Source organism: Profundibacter amoris, from assembly GCF_003544895.1.
Taxonomy (GTDB): domain Bacteria; phylum Pseudomonadota; class Alphaproteobacteria; order Rhodobacterales; family Rhodobacteraceae; genus Profundibacter; species Profundibacter amoris.
Genome location: NZ_CP032125.1, coordinates 1,350,241 through 1,365,497 on the forward strand (window position 1 = coordinate 1,350,241; position 15,257 = coordinate 1,365,497).

At 57.2% G+C, this 15,257-nt stretch carries 17 protein-coding genes and 1 other RNA gene; 4 read left to right on the forward strand and 14 right to left on the reverse strand.

Features of this window, described 5'->3' with window-relative positions:
- Window positions 1–4 precede the first annotated feature (4 nt).
- The 6 genes from BAR1_RS06745 to BAR1_RS06770 form a co-directional block, all read right to left on the reverse strand.
- The gene (locus BAR1_RS06745; protein ID WP_118942312.1) at window positions 5–238 is read right to left on the reverse strand and encodes a ribbon-helix-helix domain-containing protein; all 234 of its coding nucleotides are present in this window, start codon (window positions 236–238) and stop codon (window positions 5–7) included.
- Window positions 235–414 (reverse strand): DUF4169 family protein, encoded by a 180-nt coding sequence (locus BAR1_RS06750; RefSeq protein WP_118942313.1) that lies wholly within the window; start codon window positions 412–414, stop codon window positions 235–237. Before BAR1_RS06750 ends, BAR1_RS06745 begins: the two co-directional genes overlap by 4 nt.
- The gene (gene fumC / locus BAR1_RS06755) at window positions 414–1,817 is read right to left on the reverse strand and encodes a class II fumarate hydratase (RefSeq protein ID WP_118942314.1); all 1,404 of its coding nucleotides are present in this window, start codon (window positions 1,815–1,817) and stop codon (window positions 414–416) included. The genes BAR1_RS06750 and fumC overlap by 1 nt, the downstream gene beginning before the upstream one ends.
- A 100-nt stretch (window positions 1,818–1,917) precedes the next feature.
- Window positions 1,918–2,409 (reverse strand): SspB family protein, encoded by a 492-nt coding sequence (locus tag BAR1_RS06760; RefSeq protein WP_118942315.1) that lies wholly within the window; start codon window positions 2,407–2,409, stop codon window positions 1,918–1,920.
- Window positions 2,410–2,481: 72 nt separating this feature from the next.
- Window positions 2,482–3,738, reverse strand: a complete 1,257-nt coding sequence (gene chrA / locus BAR1_RS06765) for a chromate efflux transporter (RefSeq protein ID WP_118942316.1) — start codon at window positions 3,736–3,738, stop codon at window positions 2,482–2,484.
- A 31-nt stretch (window positions 3,739–3,769) separates the two neighbouring features.
- Window positions 3,770–4,255, reverse strand: coding sequence for an Lrp/AsnC family transcriptional regulator (locus BAR1_RS06770; protein WP_228408774.1), 486 nt, complete (start codon window positions 4,253–4,255; stop codon window positions 3,770–3,772).
- Between the two features lie 113 nt (window positions 4,256–4,368).
- On the opposite strand from BAR1_RS06770, the gene megL reads away from it, so the two are divergent.
- A complete protein-coding gene (megL, locus tag BAR1_RS06775; protein ID WP_118942317.1) occupies window positions 4,369–5,577 on the forward strand; it encodes a methionine gamma-lyase in 1,209 nt (402 codons plus the stop codon).
- Between the two features lie 5 nt (window positions 5,578–5,582).
- Here megL and BAR1_RS06780 read toward each other — a convergent pair whose 3' ends face one another.
- Complete coding sequence (locus tag BAR1_RS06780; RefSeq protein WP_118942318.1) at window positions 5,583–6,758, reverse strand: serine hydrolase domain-containing protein; 1,176 nt, start codon at window positions 6,756–6,758, stop codon at window positions 5,583–5,585.
- 187 nt (window positions 6,759–6,945) lie between these two features.
- On the opposite strand from BAR1_RS06780, the gene BAR1_RS06785 reads away from it, so the two are divergent.
- The gene (locus BAR1_RS06785) at window positions 6,946–7,782 is read left to right on the forward strand and encodes a hypothetical protein (protein ID WP_118942319.1); all 837 of its coding nucleotides are present in this window, start codon (window positions 6,946–6,948) and stop codon (window positions 7,780–7,782) included.
- An 81-nt stretch (window positions 7,783–7,863) separates the two neighbouring features.
- On the opposite strand, the gene ssrA is transcribed toward BAR1_RS06785, so the two are convergent.
- The 7 genes from ssrA to BAR1_RS06825 form a co-directional block, all read right to left on the reverse strand.
- Window positions 7,864–8,216, reverse strand: a transfer-messenger RNA (tmRNA) gene (ssrA, locus tag BAR1_RS06790).
- A 7-nt stretch (window positions 8,217–8,223) separates the two neighbouring features.
- A complete protein-coding gene (locus tag BAR1_RS06795) occupies window positions 8,224–8,910 on the reverse strand; it encodes a DUF1287 domain-containing protein (protein WP_228408776.1) in 687 nt (228 codons plus the stop codon).
- An 11-nt stretch (window positions 8,911–8,921) separates the two neighbouring features.
- Window positions 8,922–9,506: a hypothetical protein gene (locus BAR1_RS06800; RefSeq protein WP_228408837.1), complete on the reverse strand. Its 585-nt coding sequence runs from the start codon at window positions 9,504–9,506 to the stop codon at window positions 8,922–8,924.
- 84 nt (window positions 9,507–9,590) lie between these two features.
- Window positions 9,591–10,991 (reverse strand): selenium-binding protein SBP56-related protein, encoded by a 1,401-nt coding sequence (locus BAR1_RS06805; RefSeq protein WP_118942321.1) that lies wholly within the window; start codon window positions 10,989–10,991, stop codon window positions 9,591–9,593.
- Between the two features lie 215 nt (window positions 10,992–11,206).
- Entirely contained in the window at window positions 11,207–11,437 is a 231-nt protein-coding gene (locus BAR1_RS06815; protein WP_118942323.1) for an N-(5'-phosphoribosyl)anthranilate isomerase, read from the reverse strand.
- 74 nt (window positions 11,438–11,511) lie between these two features.
- Window positions 11,512–12,507 (reverse strand): hypothetical protein, encoded by a 996-nt coding sequence (locus BAR1_RS06820; RefSeq protein ID WP_162891687.1) that lies wholly within the window; start codon window positions 12,505–12,507, stop codon window positions 11,512–11,514.
- 264 nt (window positions 12,508–12,771) lie between these two features.
- Complete coding sequence (locus BAR1_RS06825) at window positions 12,772–13,497, reverse strand: FadR/GntR family transcriptional regulator (RefSeq protein ID WP_118942325.1); 726 nt, start codon at window positions 13,495–13,497, stop codon at window positions 12,772–12,774.
- Between the two features lie 83 nt (window positions 13,498–13,580).
- On the opposite strand from BAR1_RS06825, the gene BAR1_RS06830 reads away from it, so the two are divergent.
- Together BAR1_RS06830 and BAR1_RS06835 are read left to right on the forward strand one after the other, a co-directional pair.
- A complete protein-coding gene (locus BAR1_RS06830) occupies window positions 13,581–14,753 on the forward strand; it encodes an acyl-CoA dehydrogenase family protein (RefSeq protein WP_118942326.1) in 1,173 nt (390 codons plus the stop codon).
- Entirely contained in the window at window positions 14,750–15,253 is a 504-nt protein-coding gene (locus tag BAR1_RS06835; RefSeq protein ID WP_118942327.1) for a DinB family protein, read from the forward strand. The genes BAR1_RS06830 and BAR1_RS06835 overlap by 4 nt, the downstream gene beginning before the upstream one ends.
- Window positions 15,254–15,257: the final 4 nt, after the last annotated feature.

Consider the following 15,257-nt stretch of genomic DNA (forward strand, 5'->3'; position numbering starts at 1 on the left):
CGCCTCAGCGCAGACGCTTCAAAGCCTGCTGATAATACTCCAGAACAAACAACCTAATAGCCGAAGCCAGGCCCGTGTCCAGACCGCGGGCTTTGTCTATTTCAGCGGCAAGCACATTGATCGGCTGGCCGCGCTCGGCGGCAATGTCGCGAAAGGCCTTCCAGAATTCATCCTCAAGGGACACGCTGGTGCGGTGCCCTTTCAGGGTAAGCGAACGTTTTTTCGGCCGTTCGCTCATTCCTCGTCCATATGGTGCTGATCCAGAATCCGGCGGGCCTGTTCGCTGCGTGCCGCTTCCGCGATACGTTCGGCTTTGGTGCGACCGAATTTGACCGCATTGGCATCGGCCTGCACGCGCTTTTCTTCCCGCGCACGGGCCTTGCGGGCGCGGTTCAGGTTTACGATTTCATTCATCAGTCTTTTGGCCCGATCATGGTTTCGGGGCGCACGATGCGGTCAAAGGTTTCGGCATCGACAAAGCCCAGATTGATTGCTTCTTCTTTCAATGTGGTGCCGTTCTTATGCGCGGTTTTGGCAACCTTGGTGGCGTTGTCATAGCCGATTTCGGGGGCCAGTGCAGTAACCAGCATCAGGCTTTCGTGTAACAACTGGTCAATACGGGTTTTGTTGGCCTGAATACCGACCACGCAGTTTTTGGTGAATGTTGCAGAGGCATCGCCCAGCAACTGGATTGATTGCAGCACATTATAAGCCATCATCGGTTTATAGACGTTCAGTTCAAAATGCCCTTGCGAGCCGGCAAAACCGACAGCGGCGTCATTGCCCATCACATGGATGCAGACCTGTGTCAGGGCCTCGACCTGGGTCGGGTTCACCTTGCCGGGCATGATCGAGGAGCCGGGTTCGTTTTCCGGCAGGATCAATTCACCCAGACCACAGCGCGGGCCGGAGCCGAGGAACCGGATGTCATTGGCGATTTTGTAAAGCGAAGCGGCAACGGTTTTCAGCGCACCCGACATTTCCACCATTGCGTCATGGGCGGCAAGGGCCTCGAATTTGTTAGGCGCCGTGACGAAGGGCAGGCCGGTGATCCGCGCCATGTTGGCGGCAACCAGTTCAGCCCAGCCTTTGGTGGTGTTCAGGCCGGTGCCAACGGCCGTTCCGCCCTGTGCCAATTCATGAATGCGCGCCAAGGCCCCTTTCACCCGTTCGATCCCCATCGCCACCTGATGCGAATAGCCGGAAAATTCCTGCGCCAGTGTCAGCGGGGTGGCGTCCATCGTATGGGTGCGGCCGATTTTGATGATGCCGTCAAATTCGCGCACCTTGGCGTCCAGTGCGAAATGCAGCGTGGCCAGACCGGGCAGCAGAATGTCATGGGTGGCGGTGGCGGTGGCGATGTGCATCGCGGTGGGGAAGGTATCGTTTGACGACTGCCCCATATTCACATGGTCATTGGGATGCACGGGATATTTCGAGCCGATCTCGCCTTCCAGAATTTCAATCGCACGGTTGGCGATGACCTCGTTTGCATTCATGTTCGACTGGGTGCCGGAGCCGGTTTGCCAGACCACCAGCGGGAAATTGTCGTCCAGTTTGCCAAGGATCACTTCGCCGGCGGCCTCGACAATGGCGTTGCCTTTTTCCTTGTCCAGTTTGCCCAGTTCCATATTGGCCTGCGCGCAGGCCTTTTTGATCACACCCAGCGCACGGACGATGGCAATCGGCTGGCGTTCCCAGCCAATCGGGAAATTCATCAGCGAGCGTTGTGTCTGTGCGCCCCAGTATTTGTCGGCGGGAACCTCGAGCGGGCCAAAGCTGTCGGTTTCGGTGCGGGTGTTGTTGCTGGCGGACATGGATGGCTCCCTAAGTCAAATGGTTGCCTGTCTCTTACCGCAATCATACCGCTGGTCAAAGCGGCTTTTGTGATTAATTCCGCTGGCGAACCAAAGCGCGCTATTTGCGAAAACTGTCCAGACTGACGACTTCGGCATCCTTGGCTGGCGCATCAGGGGTTTCGGCCTCTTCCATTGGTGCCTCGGGGGCATCTTCGGTGTTTTCCAGCGGCACGACTTCGGCGTCTTCCTCGCCTTCTTCGTGGCTGTCAAACCGCAGGCCGAATTCGACCGAGGGATCCACAAAGGTAACGATGGAATCGTAGGGGATATACAGCGGCTCGGGATTGTCACCGAAATTCAGGGTGATGGCAAAACCGTTGTCATCCACCACCAGATTGTCGAACCAGTGCTGGATCACAATGGTCATTTCGCCCGGATAACGGTCCGACAGCCAGTCGGCGATCTCCACATCGGGGTGCATGGTGTCAAAGGTTATGAAAAAATGGTGCTGCCCGGGCAGGCCGGTTTTGGCAATATCACCCAGAACCTCTTTGATAAGGCTGCGCATGGCGCGGTGCATCAGGTTCCCATAATCAATGGTGTCGGTCATGTTTGCGTGTCCCCCTTAGCAAATCACCCTGCAAGCATAAACATATCCGGCGTGAAAGGAAGGGCCAAGCGGTCAAATAAATGACAGCGCGATCCCGCCAAGGGCGACAAGGAAAAGCACCTTTAGCAAATCCATATGCAGCCACAGGATCATCACAGCCGACAGCACCGCCAGCCCGACAACCCGCCAGTCCAGCGTGGTCAGGTCCGGCGTGAACAGGGTGACGGGGCCGTGCCGGATGGTGGTGACGGTGCCAAAAAACACATGCAGCGCAAACCACAGCGACAGGTTTAACACCACGCCAACCACGGCGGCGGTGATGGCCGACAACGCGCCGCGCAGGCGGGGGCGGGTGGCAATCCATTCGATGTAGGGCGCGCCGGTGAAAATCCACAGATAGCAGGGCACAAAAGTGACCCATAGCGCCAGCAGGGCGGCGGCCACGCCCATTGCGATGCCCTGTTCCCCGAACCCGGCGATGAAGGCAACGAATTCGGTCACCAGAATCAGCGGCCCCGGCGTGGTCTCCGCCAGCCCCAGCCCGTCCATCATTTGCGGCGTGGTCAGCCAGCCATGATCAAACACCGCCGCCTGGGTCATATAGGCCAGCACGGCGTAAGCTCCGCCAAAGGTGACCACCGCCAGTTTGGCGAAAAACACCCCGATTTGCGTTAAAAAGGTTGCGCCAGCGGCCCACAGAACCCCGACCGGCGCCCACCAGAGCGTCATCCAGATCGCAATGGTGCGCATCGGGTTCGCGCCCTTCGGGTGGGGCGGTGGATCCTCGGCGCTGCGCTGGGTCAGGTATCCGAACAGGGCAGCCGTGGCGATAATCAGCGGAAAGGGCAGGGTCAGGAAAAAGATGCCGACAAAGGACAGCGCGGCGATTATCCAATGCGCCCAGCCCTTTAGCGCCTTGCGGGCGACCCGCAACAGGGCCTCGATCACGATCACCACAACGGCGGCTTTGATGCCCAGAAACATCGCCTCGACCCAGGGGATTTTACCGTATAGGGCGTATCCCATCGCCAGCCCCAGCATCACCAGCGCACCGGGCACCACGAACAACAGGCCCGCGATCAACCCGCCCTTGACCCCGTGCAGCCGCCAGCCGGCATAGGTGGCAATCTGTGTGGCCTCGGGGCCGGGCAGCAACATGCAAAACGACAGCGCGTTCAGGAATTGCTGTTCGGTCAGCCACGGCCGTTCCTCGACCAGCTCGCGGTGCATCACCGCGATTTGCGCGGCGGGGCCGCCAAAGGACAGCAGACCGATGCGGGCGAAAACACGGGTGGCTTCGGCCAGTGTGGGGGATGCGGGCGTTGTCATGCCCCCTGCATCGGACAGGGCGCGGGGTGTGTCAATGGCCCGTGGGCAGCGGCAGGGTGCCACGGGTTTTATAGGTGCGCATGGCGAAATTCGAGCGCAGGTCCTTGACCCCCTCGATTTTCAGCAGCCGTTTCAGGATGAACCGCTCGTAGGCTTCCATATCGGGCGCGACCACTTCCATCAGGAAATCCATGTCGCCGGACACCAGATGGCAGGACACGACCTCGGGCCAGCGGGTGACGGTCTGCACGAAATGTTCGGCGTCGCGGTCTTGGTGGCGGGCGACCTTGACGGTGACGAAAATGGTCAGGCCAAGGCCCAGCGCCTTGCGGTTCACCTCGCAACGATAAGCGGCGATCACCCCGTCACGTTCCAGCCGCCGCACACGGCGCAGGCAGGGGGTGGGCGACAGGCCCACTTTGTCGGCCAGCGCCTGATTGGTCTGGCGGGCGTCCTGTTGCAGGGCCGACAGGATACGAAGATCGAATTCATCCAGTTGCATGGTGGGTTCTGCCAATATCATTGTTCTAGTAGCGGAATCTGCCAAACAAATCCACCTATGCGCAATATGCGCATGAATTTATCGGCAAGCCAAGCCTATTCTGTCCCCAATCAAACAGGAGATACCCCATGAGCGATTCCCGCAAACGCAACCGCCCCGCCGGTTTTGCCACCCGCGCCATCCACTTTGCCTATAACCCGCTGGATTACCACGGCGCGCTGAACCCGCCGCTGTTCATGACCTCGACCTATGCCTTTGAAAACGCCCGTCAGGGCGGCGATCGCTTCGCGGGCGAGGAGGCGGGCTATATCTATCACCGCGTTGGCAATCCGACCGTCAGCATTCTGGAAAAACGGCTGGCCGAACTGGAAGGCGGCGAGGCGGGCCTGTTCACCAGTTCCGGCATGGGCGCCATCACGGCGGCCTTCTGGAGCCTGCTGCAAGCCGGCGACGAGGTGATCGCCGACAAGACGCTTTATGGCTGCACCTTCAGCCTGCTTCAGCACCATATGACGCGGTTTGCCATCAAGACCCGTTTTATCGACATGTCCGATCCGGCCCAACTGGAAGCGGCGATCAGCGACAAAACCCGTCTGGTCTATTGCGAAACACCGGCCAACCCGAACATGCGGCTGGTGGACATCGCGGCGATTGCCGAGATTACCCGCAAGCACGAGGCGACGTTCATTGTCGACAACACCTATTGCACGCCCTATCTGCAACGCCCGCTGGAACTGGGCGCCGATCTGGTGGTGCATTCGGCCACGAAATATCTGGGCGGGCATGGCGATTTGCTGGCAGGGGCGGCCGTGGGCTCGCAGGATATGATTGACCAGTTGCGCTTTGTCGGGATCAAGGAAATGAACGGGGCGATGATTTCCTCGATGGATGCTTTTCTGGTGTTGCGCGGTATCAAAACCCTGCATTTGCGGATGGACCGGCATTGCCAGACGGCGCAGAAACTGGCCGAACTGCTGGAGGCCCATGACGCGGTGGAACAGGTGTACTATCCAGGGCTTGCGTCTTCGCCCTTCCATGAATTGGCCAAACGGCAGATGTCGCAATTCGGCGGTATGATCGCGCTGGAGCTAAAGGGCGGCATGGACGCGGGCCGCGACCTGATGGATGCGCTGGATCTGGTGACGTGTGCGGTGTCTTTGGGGGATGCGGAAACGCTGGTGCAGCATCCGGCCAGCATGACCCATTCTACCTACGAGCCGGAAGAGCGGATCAAACACGGGTTCACCGACGGGCTGATCCGCATATCCGTCGGGCTTGAGGATTATGACGACATCGCCGATGATTTCACGCAGGCGCTGGACGGGTTGGGTAAGTAGCTGCTTTAATCAAGAGCCTGATAGGCGGCGGTCATGAACTCTTCGTCTATCGGGATTTTCGATCCCAGATATTGCGTCATCACGATGCCGATGATGTCCTCGACCGGATCAATCCAGAAAAACGTGCTGGCGGCACCGGCCCAGCCACATTCGCCCGGGCTGCTGGGATACATCGCCGCGCCCATATCAGCCATCACGCGGCCGGCCAGTCCCCAGCCGTAGCCGCCAAAGGAAAACGGGCCGATCGTCATCGGTTTCTGACTGTCGGGCAGGCGGTCGGTCCACATCATTTCAACCGTTTTGCGCGACAGCAGGCGGCTGTTGTCAGGCGCCAGACCACTGGACAGGAAACGGGCGATCACGGTGTAGTCGTCCAGCGTTGAAAACAGCCCCATACCGCCGCGGGCGAAGTCGGGATTGTCGGCGGGATGTTCATAGGAAATGTCGGACGGGATCAGGGTTTGCGGTGCGGCGTCAAACGCGACCACATCATCCAGACTGAATTTTCCGAACATCGGCATGATCCGGTCACGCTTTTCGGCGGGCACCATAAAGCCGGTATCCGTCAGGCCCAGCGGATCAATCACATATTCGTCCAGAATGGCGGGCAGGGGCTTTTGCAGGATCACTTCCAGCACACGGGCCAGAATATCGGTGGCCACACTATAGAGCCATTTGCTGCCCGGCTGATAGGCCAGCGGCAGGATGGCGATGGTGTTGGTGAATTCCGCAAGCGGGATTGTGCCGTTGCGCAAGGGGGCCTTGCGATAGAGTTCTGCCACGGGGCAATCGGGGATAAAGCCATAGGAAAATCCCGCGCGGTGGGTCAGCAGCTGTTCAATGGTGATTGGCGCGGCCGGGGTGGTGGTGCCATCTGGGTTCAGCACCTGCATTTGCGCAAATTCCGGCAGATAGGCGGCCAGCGGGTCGAACAGGTGCAACCGGCCCTGTTCCATCAGCATCAGGGCAACGGCGGACACCACCGGCTTGGTCATCGAGAATATGCGATAGACCGGTTTGTCCGGCATCGGGATCTTGTTCAGCCCGTCCGCCATCCCGTAAGCCCCGCGCGCCCATTCCCGCCCGCCGCGCAGGATATTCCACTCAATGCCGCTCAGGGCACCGCTGTCCACATGGCGTTGGGCCGTTTGGGCGATGCGGTCAAATCTGGTGGTGGTCATGGTGCTGGCTCCTGCTTTGGCTGGCAGGAGTATTGCCGATCAGAAGGGGGGTGTGAAGCGGGGAAACTTGTGGGATGTGTTTGGGGATGACAAAAGGACATATTTGCTAAACCAGTTATGGTGTAAAGATTAGGCATTAGTTGAACGGGATGGTTGAATGTTGGGCGCTATTCCCTATAGTTGAGGAATGGAAGAAAAAGAAATAATTCTAACACTGCGTATTGATACAACAGAACCGATTGAGATCGACGCCTTTGTTGGGGCGTTCACATCACTTGCCGAAGAATACCGCCGTGAAGTTCGGGCAAATCAACCAGACGCAAATAATGATGCTCGGATATTTGTTAAAGAGATCAGGAAAGGTTCGATTGAGGCTGATCTTGTTCCATATATTGTTGCTGCGGCCCCTTTTGTTGCTCAGATGGATCAGGTGTTAATTGTAGAGCAGTTTGTTAGGACTTGGGGAGAACGCATCTCCGCACTTGCAAGTGGAAAGCTGGGCGGCTGGTCACCTAGTAAGAGTGAACTAAAAATACTTACTGATGCAACGGAAGCTATCGCAAGGGATCCAAATGCATCTTCGACCCTTGAGGCGGTCACGTTTGAAGACGGGAATCGTAATGTTAGGGCCGCATTCAAATTTTCAACACCAGATGCTCGTAAAGCAAAAGATACAATCGATGCAGTATATAAAGAGATTGATGCGCCTGAAGATGCTGAATACAAGCGCGTTTTAATGGTTTTCACGAGAACAGATGTTGGTGATGCTCGGTTAGGTAAGCGATCTGGTGAACGTGTGCTAATCGAAGAGGTATGCACTAGGCCGCTGGCTTTGATGTATGCATCTGAATTAGCTGAGGAAAGGCTAAAGCACGAAATTCGAGAGGCAGAGGATAATGTCTACAAAAAAGGGTTTGTAGTAGATGTGAATGTTCGACTTGTTAATGGTAAGCCTTCAGTCTTCGCAGTTACAAACGTGCATGAAGTGATTGATCTTCCTGATGATGAGGAAAGTTATGACTAACTCTACATGCCTAAGTTGCGTTCAAGAGAAAAGCTGGCAATAGGTGGTGAAGCTACCAAGCTATTGATAAATATAGGGTGAAGCGCAGGTTTCTGTTGCCAGGTACCTGCAAACCCCGCCTTAGGCTGCTAAGCGTAAGGACTTAAGATTTCGATAGATCGAACCGCTTACGCAGCCAGAGCCATCGGAGCTTTGTTGTCATTTGCAACTAGCTTAAATTGTACCGATAACGGTGGTAACTCACCGAGACAAAGCTAACCCCTTTAGACGTTCGTCGATCCTGTTTCGACCCCATGACTGCCAAATGAGCAGGTTTTGGTGGAGTCGCCGGGTACCGCCCCCGGGTCCGATCCGCTTATTACGAGCGCGTTTATGTCCATAGTTCCCGAAGGAACAGATCATATATAGGGGGCGGGCAAGCGGTTGAAAAGGGGCCTGCGGTTAATAATTGCCGTTTTCGGGGCGAAAGTGGCCGGTCATCTCATAGGCAAACAGGATGTCGTTTTCGCGCGTGCCCCAGCCGATGTTGTGGATGATCAGCGGGTTGCCGGATTGCGGATCAACCTTATCGCTGACAATGCCTACATGCGGGGTGCCGGGGCGCAGCATCCAGGTGACGATATCGCCGGGCAGGTAATCTTGCGGCTCGTCGGTCATCGGGACATCCGCGCGGTGGCGTTTGAAATAGGTGATCAGGTTGGGCACGCGGCGGTGGTCGATGTTGCTGTCGGGACGGCTCAACCCCCAGAATTTCGGATAGGACGAAAAATGCGCTTTCATATCGGCGTTAACCTTGGCTTGCAGGTCAAAGCTGTGCGCATCCCGCAAGGCGCGGATTACCACATCGGTGCAGACACCACGCTGGCGGGGGACATCGCCGTTCGGAAATTCAAGGCTTTGATAACTGCCGTCATAGATCAGCGTCACGCCAATCTGTTCGCGGGCTGACTGGATTAGGGCGGTGGACCATGGGGTTGTGACTTGTGATTGGGCTGCGGTTTCCTGCCCCGTGGCCGTTGACGAAAAGGGCAGGGACGCAAACAGGAAAAGCACAAGGATATGTTTGGTAATCAGTGTCATAAGGGGGCTATAGCGCAGGGCGGGCAGGGGTGAAAGTGTGCTTGGCAATATTGCGCCTGTTACAGCCACAGCGCGCCCAGACTGATCGCGCCGACAAGGATCAGGCTACTGGCCCAGACCACACCCAGATTGAACCAGCTTTTGCTGAGAAACCGGACCCCCAGCCAGCGGTGAACGGCAAAGGCGACAATGCCGCCCGACAGGATCATTGCGGCCGTATGCACCAGCGCCACCAACAATGACAGGCCTGCCGCGCGTGTCATCAGAGTGTTTGCCGCGATATGTCCGGCCGTTTGATCACCCGTGCCGCACAGCCCCAGATAGATCGGCACCAGCATCAGGGCGGCGCCATGGGCCAGCGCCACCAGAAAAGACCAAAGCGCCAGACGTGACGGGGGAATACGGGCCAGGAATCGCGGGTGACGCCGGTTGATCAGCAGATAGAGGCCAAGCGCAATGACCACCAATGCGGCAATGACACGGATTTCCACCTGCCATTGCACCAGCATGGTCATCAGGGCAAAGGGCAGCAAGATGCCGATCATCGCTGCAAAATGCCCCGCAGCAAGCGCGGCCAATGCACGAAACAAGGCGCCGCGTTGCCCTTCCATCAGGGCAGAAGAAACGGCCAATGGCCACCCCATGCCGGGGTTCACACCGTGATATATTCCACTGGCGACCACGGCCAGCCACAGGCCGGCCGTGCCGCTGAACAGATCAACCAAACCTTATGCCGAAGGGTAGCAAAAACTGTCGGTCGAGCAATCTCCGCCCTCGAGCCGGATCTGGTGCGCGCGGTAGCCATCAGGGAATTTGGTCCAGAATTTTTTGTCCAGTGTCAGCCCGCCGTCCTTGCCTGCGTCCGCCTTGACCATCGCGGCGGGCACGCCATCGGGATAGAACTGGTCATCCCATGTGGAATAGAGCGAATTGGTCCAGTAAACCCGCTTGCCATCACGGCTGACCTCGACCATTTGCGGCCCGCCCTTGTAGGCATTGCCGCTGGGATGGTCCGTCTTGCGGACAATGCCGCCGATATGCACCGATCCCACCAGTTTTGGTTCCATCGGGTCAGATACATCATACTGACGCATTTCGCCGGTGCCCCAGCAGGCGACATAAAGGAAGCGGTCATCCAGCGACAGATCAATATCCGTCACCAGCGGCGGCACCGCGCCAAAGCCCTTTAGCAATTCCGGCAGATCGTCGGCATCGGCCGGTTCTGGCGGGATGGTGGCGGTTTTCTTGATGTGGAATTCACCGTCCTCGCGCCACCACGTCCAGATCGAGCCCTCAAGGTTGGTGTTGTCGATCACCACCCCCAAAAAGCCGTATTCCTTGACCGGATCATGGGCCGGGCGGATCTCCAGCGCCATCTGGTGGTTTTCACCCAGATCAAGGGTTTGCATGTTCTTGCGCCCGCGCAGGTCCCAGAAATGGATTTTATGGCCGTATTTGCCGCCCATCAAATCCTCGGCGACGATACCGTTTTCAAACTGTGGCGGCAGGCCCCATTCGCTGGATACCATATAGTCACGCGGCAGGTTCCACCAGAAATCGTAATGCTTGTCCTGCGCGCCACGGTCCATTTCATAGCGCCCGATAATGTCGAAGGTTTCGCAATCCATGATAAAGATGCCGGGTGGTCCGTCGGTGCCGTCCTTGCCTCCACCACCAAGGGTGGAAACATAAATGCCTTCGGGTCCGCAATGGATGGTGTGGGGGCGGGAATAGCCAGTTTTGGCAAACAGTTCCTCGGGTTCGATGATCTTGTGGATTTTGGCCTCTTTCGGCCCGCCCTTCACATCAATGATATAAATCCGCGAGGACCGGATGCCCGGAATGATCAGGTAACGCCGCTCCAGAAAGGCGTGACCGGTCAGCGGGGACAGGGCAGACGAGCAGGCATTCCAGCCGAAATGGTGGAATTCATCGCCCTTGTTGGGCATGACAACCGTATGCACGATCTGGCCGTAGTCCTTTGATTTCGGGTCAACATCTATGATCGCCAGCGCATCTGGTTGCGATGCGTCCGGGCTAAGCAAAAGTGTATAGGCCAGTGTTTCAACGGGGGCTTCCATTGCCAGTTTCGCCGAGGCATGGAAAGTTGGATCAGGTCGTAAATTCATGGCGCGTTTCCTTGTTTTATTGAGGTTTTTTGGTAAAATACTCACAGATCGCGGCGAAATAACTGCCCGCGGACAAGCCATCAGTCTGCGACAAATTGACCCAACGTCAAGGGAAAAGAAGGCCCGTGTGGATTTCGGCGAAAAACAGCACCAGAGGTTGCTGACCCGAAATCTTTGAAAGATTTCGTTCTGTTTTCTTTCAAAGAAAACAGGTGCTACACGATAGGGCGTACTGCTTCCTGATTGCAAAACACAATGATCTGCCCCGCGTTTTCAACTGCGCGAAATCCACGCCGTTGGAGTTCGGTCCGAAACAGGTCCATCCCGACAAAGCGTTCAATATCGCGGGCCTTGCGGCGGATCACCTCGCCTCGTTGCACGGCTTTCGAGGCAAACATATCCTGCAGCCACAATTCGGGTGTCAAAGGTGAGGAATAATACGTCATACCACCATTTTGGCGCAGTATAGTAAACAGCCGGTTAACCACTATTGCCCGCGTCATCCACCAACGCTCTACAGTCAGGGGGTTGTGGAAACGGTCAGATCATCCATCAGCATTTGCCAGTAATGCCGGGTGCTGATTTCAATGCGGGTTATGTCGGGGATCATGGGTTGATAGTTGACAGGACTATAGGCCGACAGGCCCACAGCATCGGTCTGGATCAACTGATCGCCCCTGTAAAAGGACAGGATAACCTCTTCGCCTTCGCTTTTTGGCCAGGCGGCGGTCAGGTTGACCGACAGCAGGGAAAACGGGGTATAGGCATAAATCCGGGCCGGGTGGCCGGAACTGGTGTACAGGATATGGTTGCCGCTGGTGGTGCCATTGGCATAGCCAATGTTTCCATTACCCATATTCGCGCGCATGATATTCAGGTTGAACCAGTTCAATCCGCCATAGCCGTTGGGGGCCTTTTTCAAACCAGTGGGGGCCTGTCCTTCGAAATCAATGGTGTATGCGCGGTCGCCCTGTGAATGTTCAACCCCGATCAACCCGACATCAACCGGATAATCCCCAACCACGACAGGGCGCGATTGCCCGTTGGTGATCAGCTCGTAATTGCCGCGCTGGATGCGCCAGATGAACTGCTCGCCGGGCGTCAGATTGATGGTTTCCAAAGTTTTGCCATCCTGTTGCAACAGGATATGGCCGTCCTTGTCACCGCGATAGGTGCCGCGCAGGAATTTGTTGCGGGCCATGCCGATGGGGGTCAACATTTCCTGCAAACCAACACCGGCGGGTGACCCCGGTATCTCGATCAGCGTTGCCTGCTGGGTTTGGTTGTCGGTTGTGTTGCGCCAGCCGCGCGGCAGATAGGCCGTGAATTCATATTCGCCAGCTTGCGAGAGCGGAGAATCCTCATGTGTGGTGGACGCGCGGAAATTGGCAAATCCATTCAGGTTGGTTCTGGCCACCGATATGGGCATGCCATTCCTGGACAGGCTGACCACGATATCGGCCATCGCCCTGTCGCCGATATCGTACTGGCCGTTTTCATTAAGATCGTTGAACAAGTAGGCGGAAATATTGACCTTTCCACTACTGCTGTCCCAGTTTTGCCGCAGGGGATACAAAAGGTCATCATCTGCGGCAAACGCGGTATTTACCTGAGCCGCCAGAATGGCTGTTAGAAATAATGATCTGAAAATGGTCTTGCCCCTTACAAGTGCCCCGGTTCAGGGGGGTGAATTCGGGGATAGTGCCAAGATCACCCTCCGCTTGCAATATCCATTATCGGCAAACCATGGGGAACAGCAGGGCCGCCGGAAATAGTGTTTTCAGCTGTTCTTGCGCGCCATGACATCCCGGGCAAGATGCATGGTATAGGCTGCCAGTTCTTGCAGGGCCATGTCCGCATTCCCCCCTTCACCGGCCTCGATCGCATCGGCAATCCGGGTGTGCAGCGCCACGATCTGTTCGCGCGACCGGGCCGAAAAGGTGATCATGTTCATCAGGGGTTCGATTGCCTCGATCGCACCGGCCAACTGGTAGGACAGCACCGGATTGCCCGCCCCGTCCACCAAAGCCCGATGAAAGGCGACATCACTGGCGCAGAACCCTTCGTCCGAAAGGCCCGGTTGCCCCTGCCGGTGGATTTCCGCCCGCATGGTGGCCAGATGATCGCCCGTGCGCCGTTCGGCCGACAGCGGCGCGCAGGCCCTTTCCAGCGTGAACCGTGCCTCGCAGGCGGTTTCGAAATCTACCTCGTTCATTGACAAGAGCAGGGTCGAGGTGGTGATCTGCTGCCCATAGGCATCCTCGAACCGCAGCCGGTTCACAAAGGCCCCGCCGGTCGCCCCGCGCTGGGTACGGATCAGGTTTTGCGCCGCCAGCCTTTTTAACGCCTCGCGCACAGTGGGGCGGGAAACGTTGAATTTCTCGCTCAGCTCGGCCTCGCTGGGCAGGCGCTCATCCACAATCAGGGTGCCGGATACAATCGCGTCACGGATCGCCTCGGCAATCTGCACCGACAGTTCGCGGGAATTTTCCAGTTCGGTTTTCATAGAATTCATTTGTCAGACATTTGAAGCTGTGGCAAGGTCTGTCCAAATGTAAGACATTTAATGACTCGCCAGGGAGGATGCCGATGGGCACGAAAATAGACAGGATACTGGAAGCGGCCAAAGCGCATTGCGAGGATGTGATCAAACCCAATGTGGACGGCTGGAACGAAAAGGGCGTCTGGCCCCGTGCGGCCTCGGCCATGGCAGGTGCTGCCGGTCTGACCGGTCTTTATGCACCCGAGGAATGGGGCGGGCAGGGACTGCCGCTGGGCGAGGGTATCCGCGTTTACGAGGAACTGGGCAAGGGTGATGGCGCCTATGCCTTTGCCTTGTCGATGCACAATATCTGCACCTATGCGACCTGCGGGTTCGGCACCGAGGCGTTCAAGGAAAAGTGGGCCAAAGACCTAACATCGGGTCGCAAACTGGCCAATTTTGCCCTGACCGAGCCGCAATCGGGATCGGACGCGATGACCATGTACACCCGCGCCAAAATTAACGGCGATGGCACATGGACGATCAACGGATCCAAAGCATGGGTTTCGCTGGCGGACGAGGCGGATGTCTATCTGACCGTGGTCAAAACCAGCGACGAGCCGGGCCACAAGGACATGGCGATGATCGCCATCCCGAAAGACGCCGAGGGAGTCAGCTTTGGACCGCGTTACGACACACCATCCTATGAATTCCTGCCGCTGTCGGAAATGTATTTCAAGGATGTGGTGGTGTCCGAGGACAACATCATCCTGCCGATCGGACAGGGGTTGCAAGGCTCGCTGATGGCAATTGATATCGCGCGGGTTTCGATTGCGTCGGGCTGTTGTGGGCTGATGGAAACCGCGCTGGACACTGCACTGGCCTATGCCAAGAACCGCAAGATGTTTGGTGGCAAGAACCTTGATCTGGACGGAATCCAGTGGATGCTGGGCGACATCGCCACCAATCTGGAAGTATCCCGCCTGCTGTATCGCGAGGCCGCCAATGCATTGGGAACCGACCGTGGCCCGCTGATGGCCGCGCACGCCAAACGCTTTGTACCGGATGCGGCGGTGGATGCCGCCAACACCTGCACGCAGGTGCTGGGTGGCTCGGGCCTGTTGAAGGAATACGGGTTGGACCGTCTGAGCCGTCTGGCGCAGATGTTGCGGATCGTTGACGGCACCACCGAAATCAGCCGCGTGGTGATCGGGCGCGCCTTGCAAAAACGGGCCAAAGGCTTGCCGGATATTGCGGTGCCCAAGGGGTATGGGGAATGATAAAGCCCGCATATGTGCAAATGATGGCGCGCTATAGCCAATGGCAAAACCACAGCCTTTATGGCGCGGCTGATACATTGGATGATAGCGCGCGGCGCATGGATCGGGGTGCGTTTTTCGGCTCGATTCACGATACATTGGCCCATATCCTGTGGGGCGATACCCTATGGATGAGCCGCTTTGACGGGTGGGAGCCACCCACCGATAAAGCGGGTATCGTCATTGCCGATTGGGAGGAACTAAAGCAATCCCGCATGGCGGCGGATGCGCGTTTCATTGACTGGGGCGCGCGTATTTCTCAATCAGACCTTGAGGGCGATTTCTCGTGGCATTCCGCTGTCTTGCAGCGGGATTTCACCAAGCCAAAAACGGTTTGTGTGGCGCATATATTCAACCACCAGACCCACCATCGCGGGCAGGTTCACGCCATGCTAACCGCCGCCGGTGCCAAACCGGACGATACAGATTTGCCGTTAATCCCAGACGAATATCAGGCATAGAAAA

What these genes read in the sequence shown, in the direction of transcription:
- BAR1_RS06745 (WP_118942312.1), bottom strand. Translation starts at nt 238, where the DNA reads ATGAGCGAACGGCCGAAAAAACGTTCGCTTACCCTGAAAGGGCACCGC.
- BAR1_RS06750 (WP_118942313.1), bottom strand. Translation starts at nt 414, where the DNA reads ATGAATGAAATCGTAAACCTGAACCGCGCCCGCAAGGCCCGTGCGCGG.
- fumC (WP_118942314.1), bottom strand. Translation starts at nt 1,817, where the DNA reads ATGTCCGCCAGCAACAACACCCGCACCGAAACCGACAGCTTTGGCCCG.
- BAR1_RS06760 (WP_118942315.1), bottom strand. Translation starts at nt 2,409, where the DNA reads ATGACCGACACCATTGATTATGGGAACCTGATGCACCGCGCCATGCGC.
- chrA (WP_118942316.1), bottom strand. Translation starts at nt 3,738, where the DNA reads ATGACAACGCCCGCATCCCCCACACTGGCCGAAGCCACCCGTGTTTTC.
- megL (WP_118942317.1), top strand. Translation starts at nt 4,369, where the DNA reads ATGAGCGATTCCCGCAAACGCAACCGCCCCGCCGGTTTTGCCACCCGC.
- BAR1_RS06780 (WP_118942318.1), bottom strand. Translation starts at nt 6,758, where the DNA reads ATGACCACCACCAGATTTGACCGCATCGCCCAAACGGCCCAACGCCAT.
- BAR1_RS06785 (WP_118942319.1), top strand. Translation starts at nt 6,946, where the DNA reads ATGGAAGAAAAAGAAATAATTCTAACACTGCGTATTGATACAACAGAA.
- BAR1_RS06800 (WP_228408837.1), bottom strand. Translation starts at nt 9,506, where the DNA reads ATGGGGTGGCCATTGGCCGTTTCTTCTGCCCTGATGGAAGGGCAACGC.
- BAR1_RS06805 (WP_118942321.1), bottom strand. Translation starts at nt 10,991, where the DNA reads ATGAATTTACGACCTGATCCAACTTTCCATGCCTCGGCGAAACTGGCA.
- BAR1_RS06815 (WP_118942323.1), bottom strand. Translation starts at nt 11,437, where the DNA reads ATGACGTATTATTCCTCACCTTTGACACCCGAATTGTGGCTGCAGGAT.
- BAR1_RS06825 (WP_118942325.1), bottom strand. Translation starts at nt 13,497, where the DNA reads ATGAAAACCGAACTGGAAAATTCCCGCGAACTGTCGGTGCAGATTGCC.
- BAR1_RS06830 (WP_118942326.1), top strand. Translation starts at nt 13,581, where the DNA reads ATGGGCACGAAAATAGACAGGATACTGGAAGCGGCCAAAGCGCATTGC.
- BAR1_RS06835 (WP_118942327.1), top strand. Translation starts at nt 14,750, where the DNA reads ATGATAAAGCCCGCATATGTGCAAATGATGGCGCGCTATAGCCAATGG.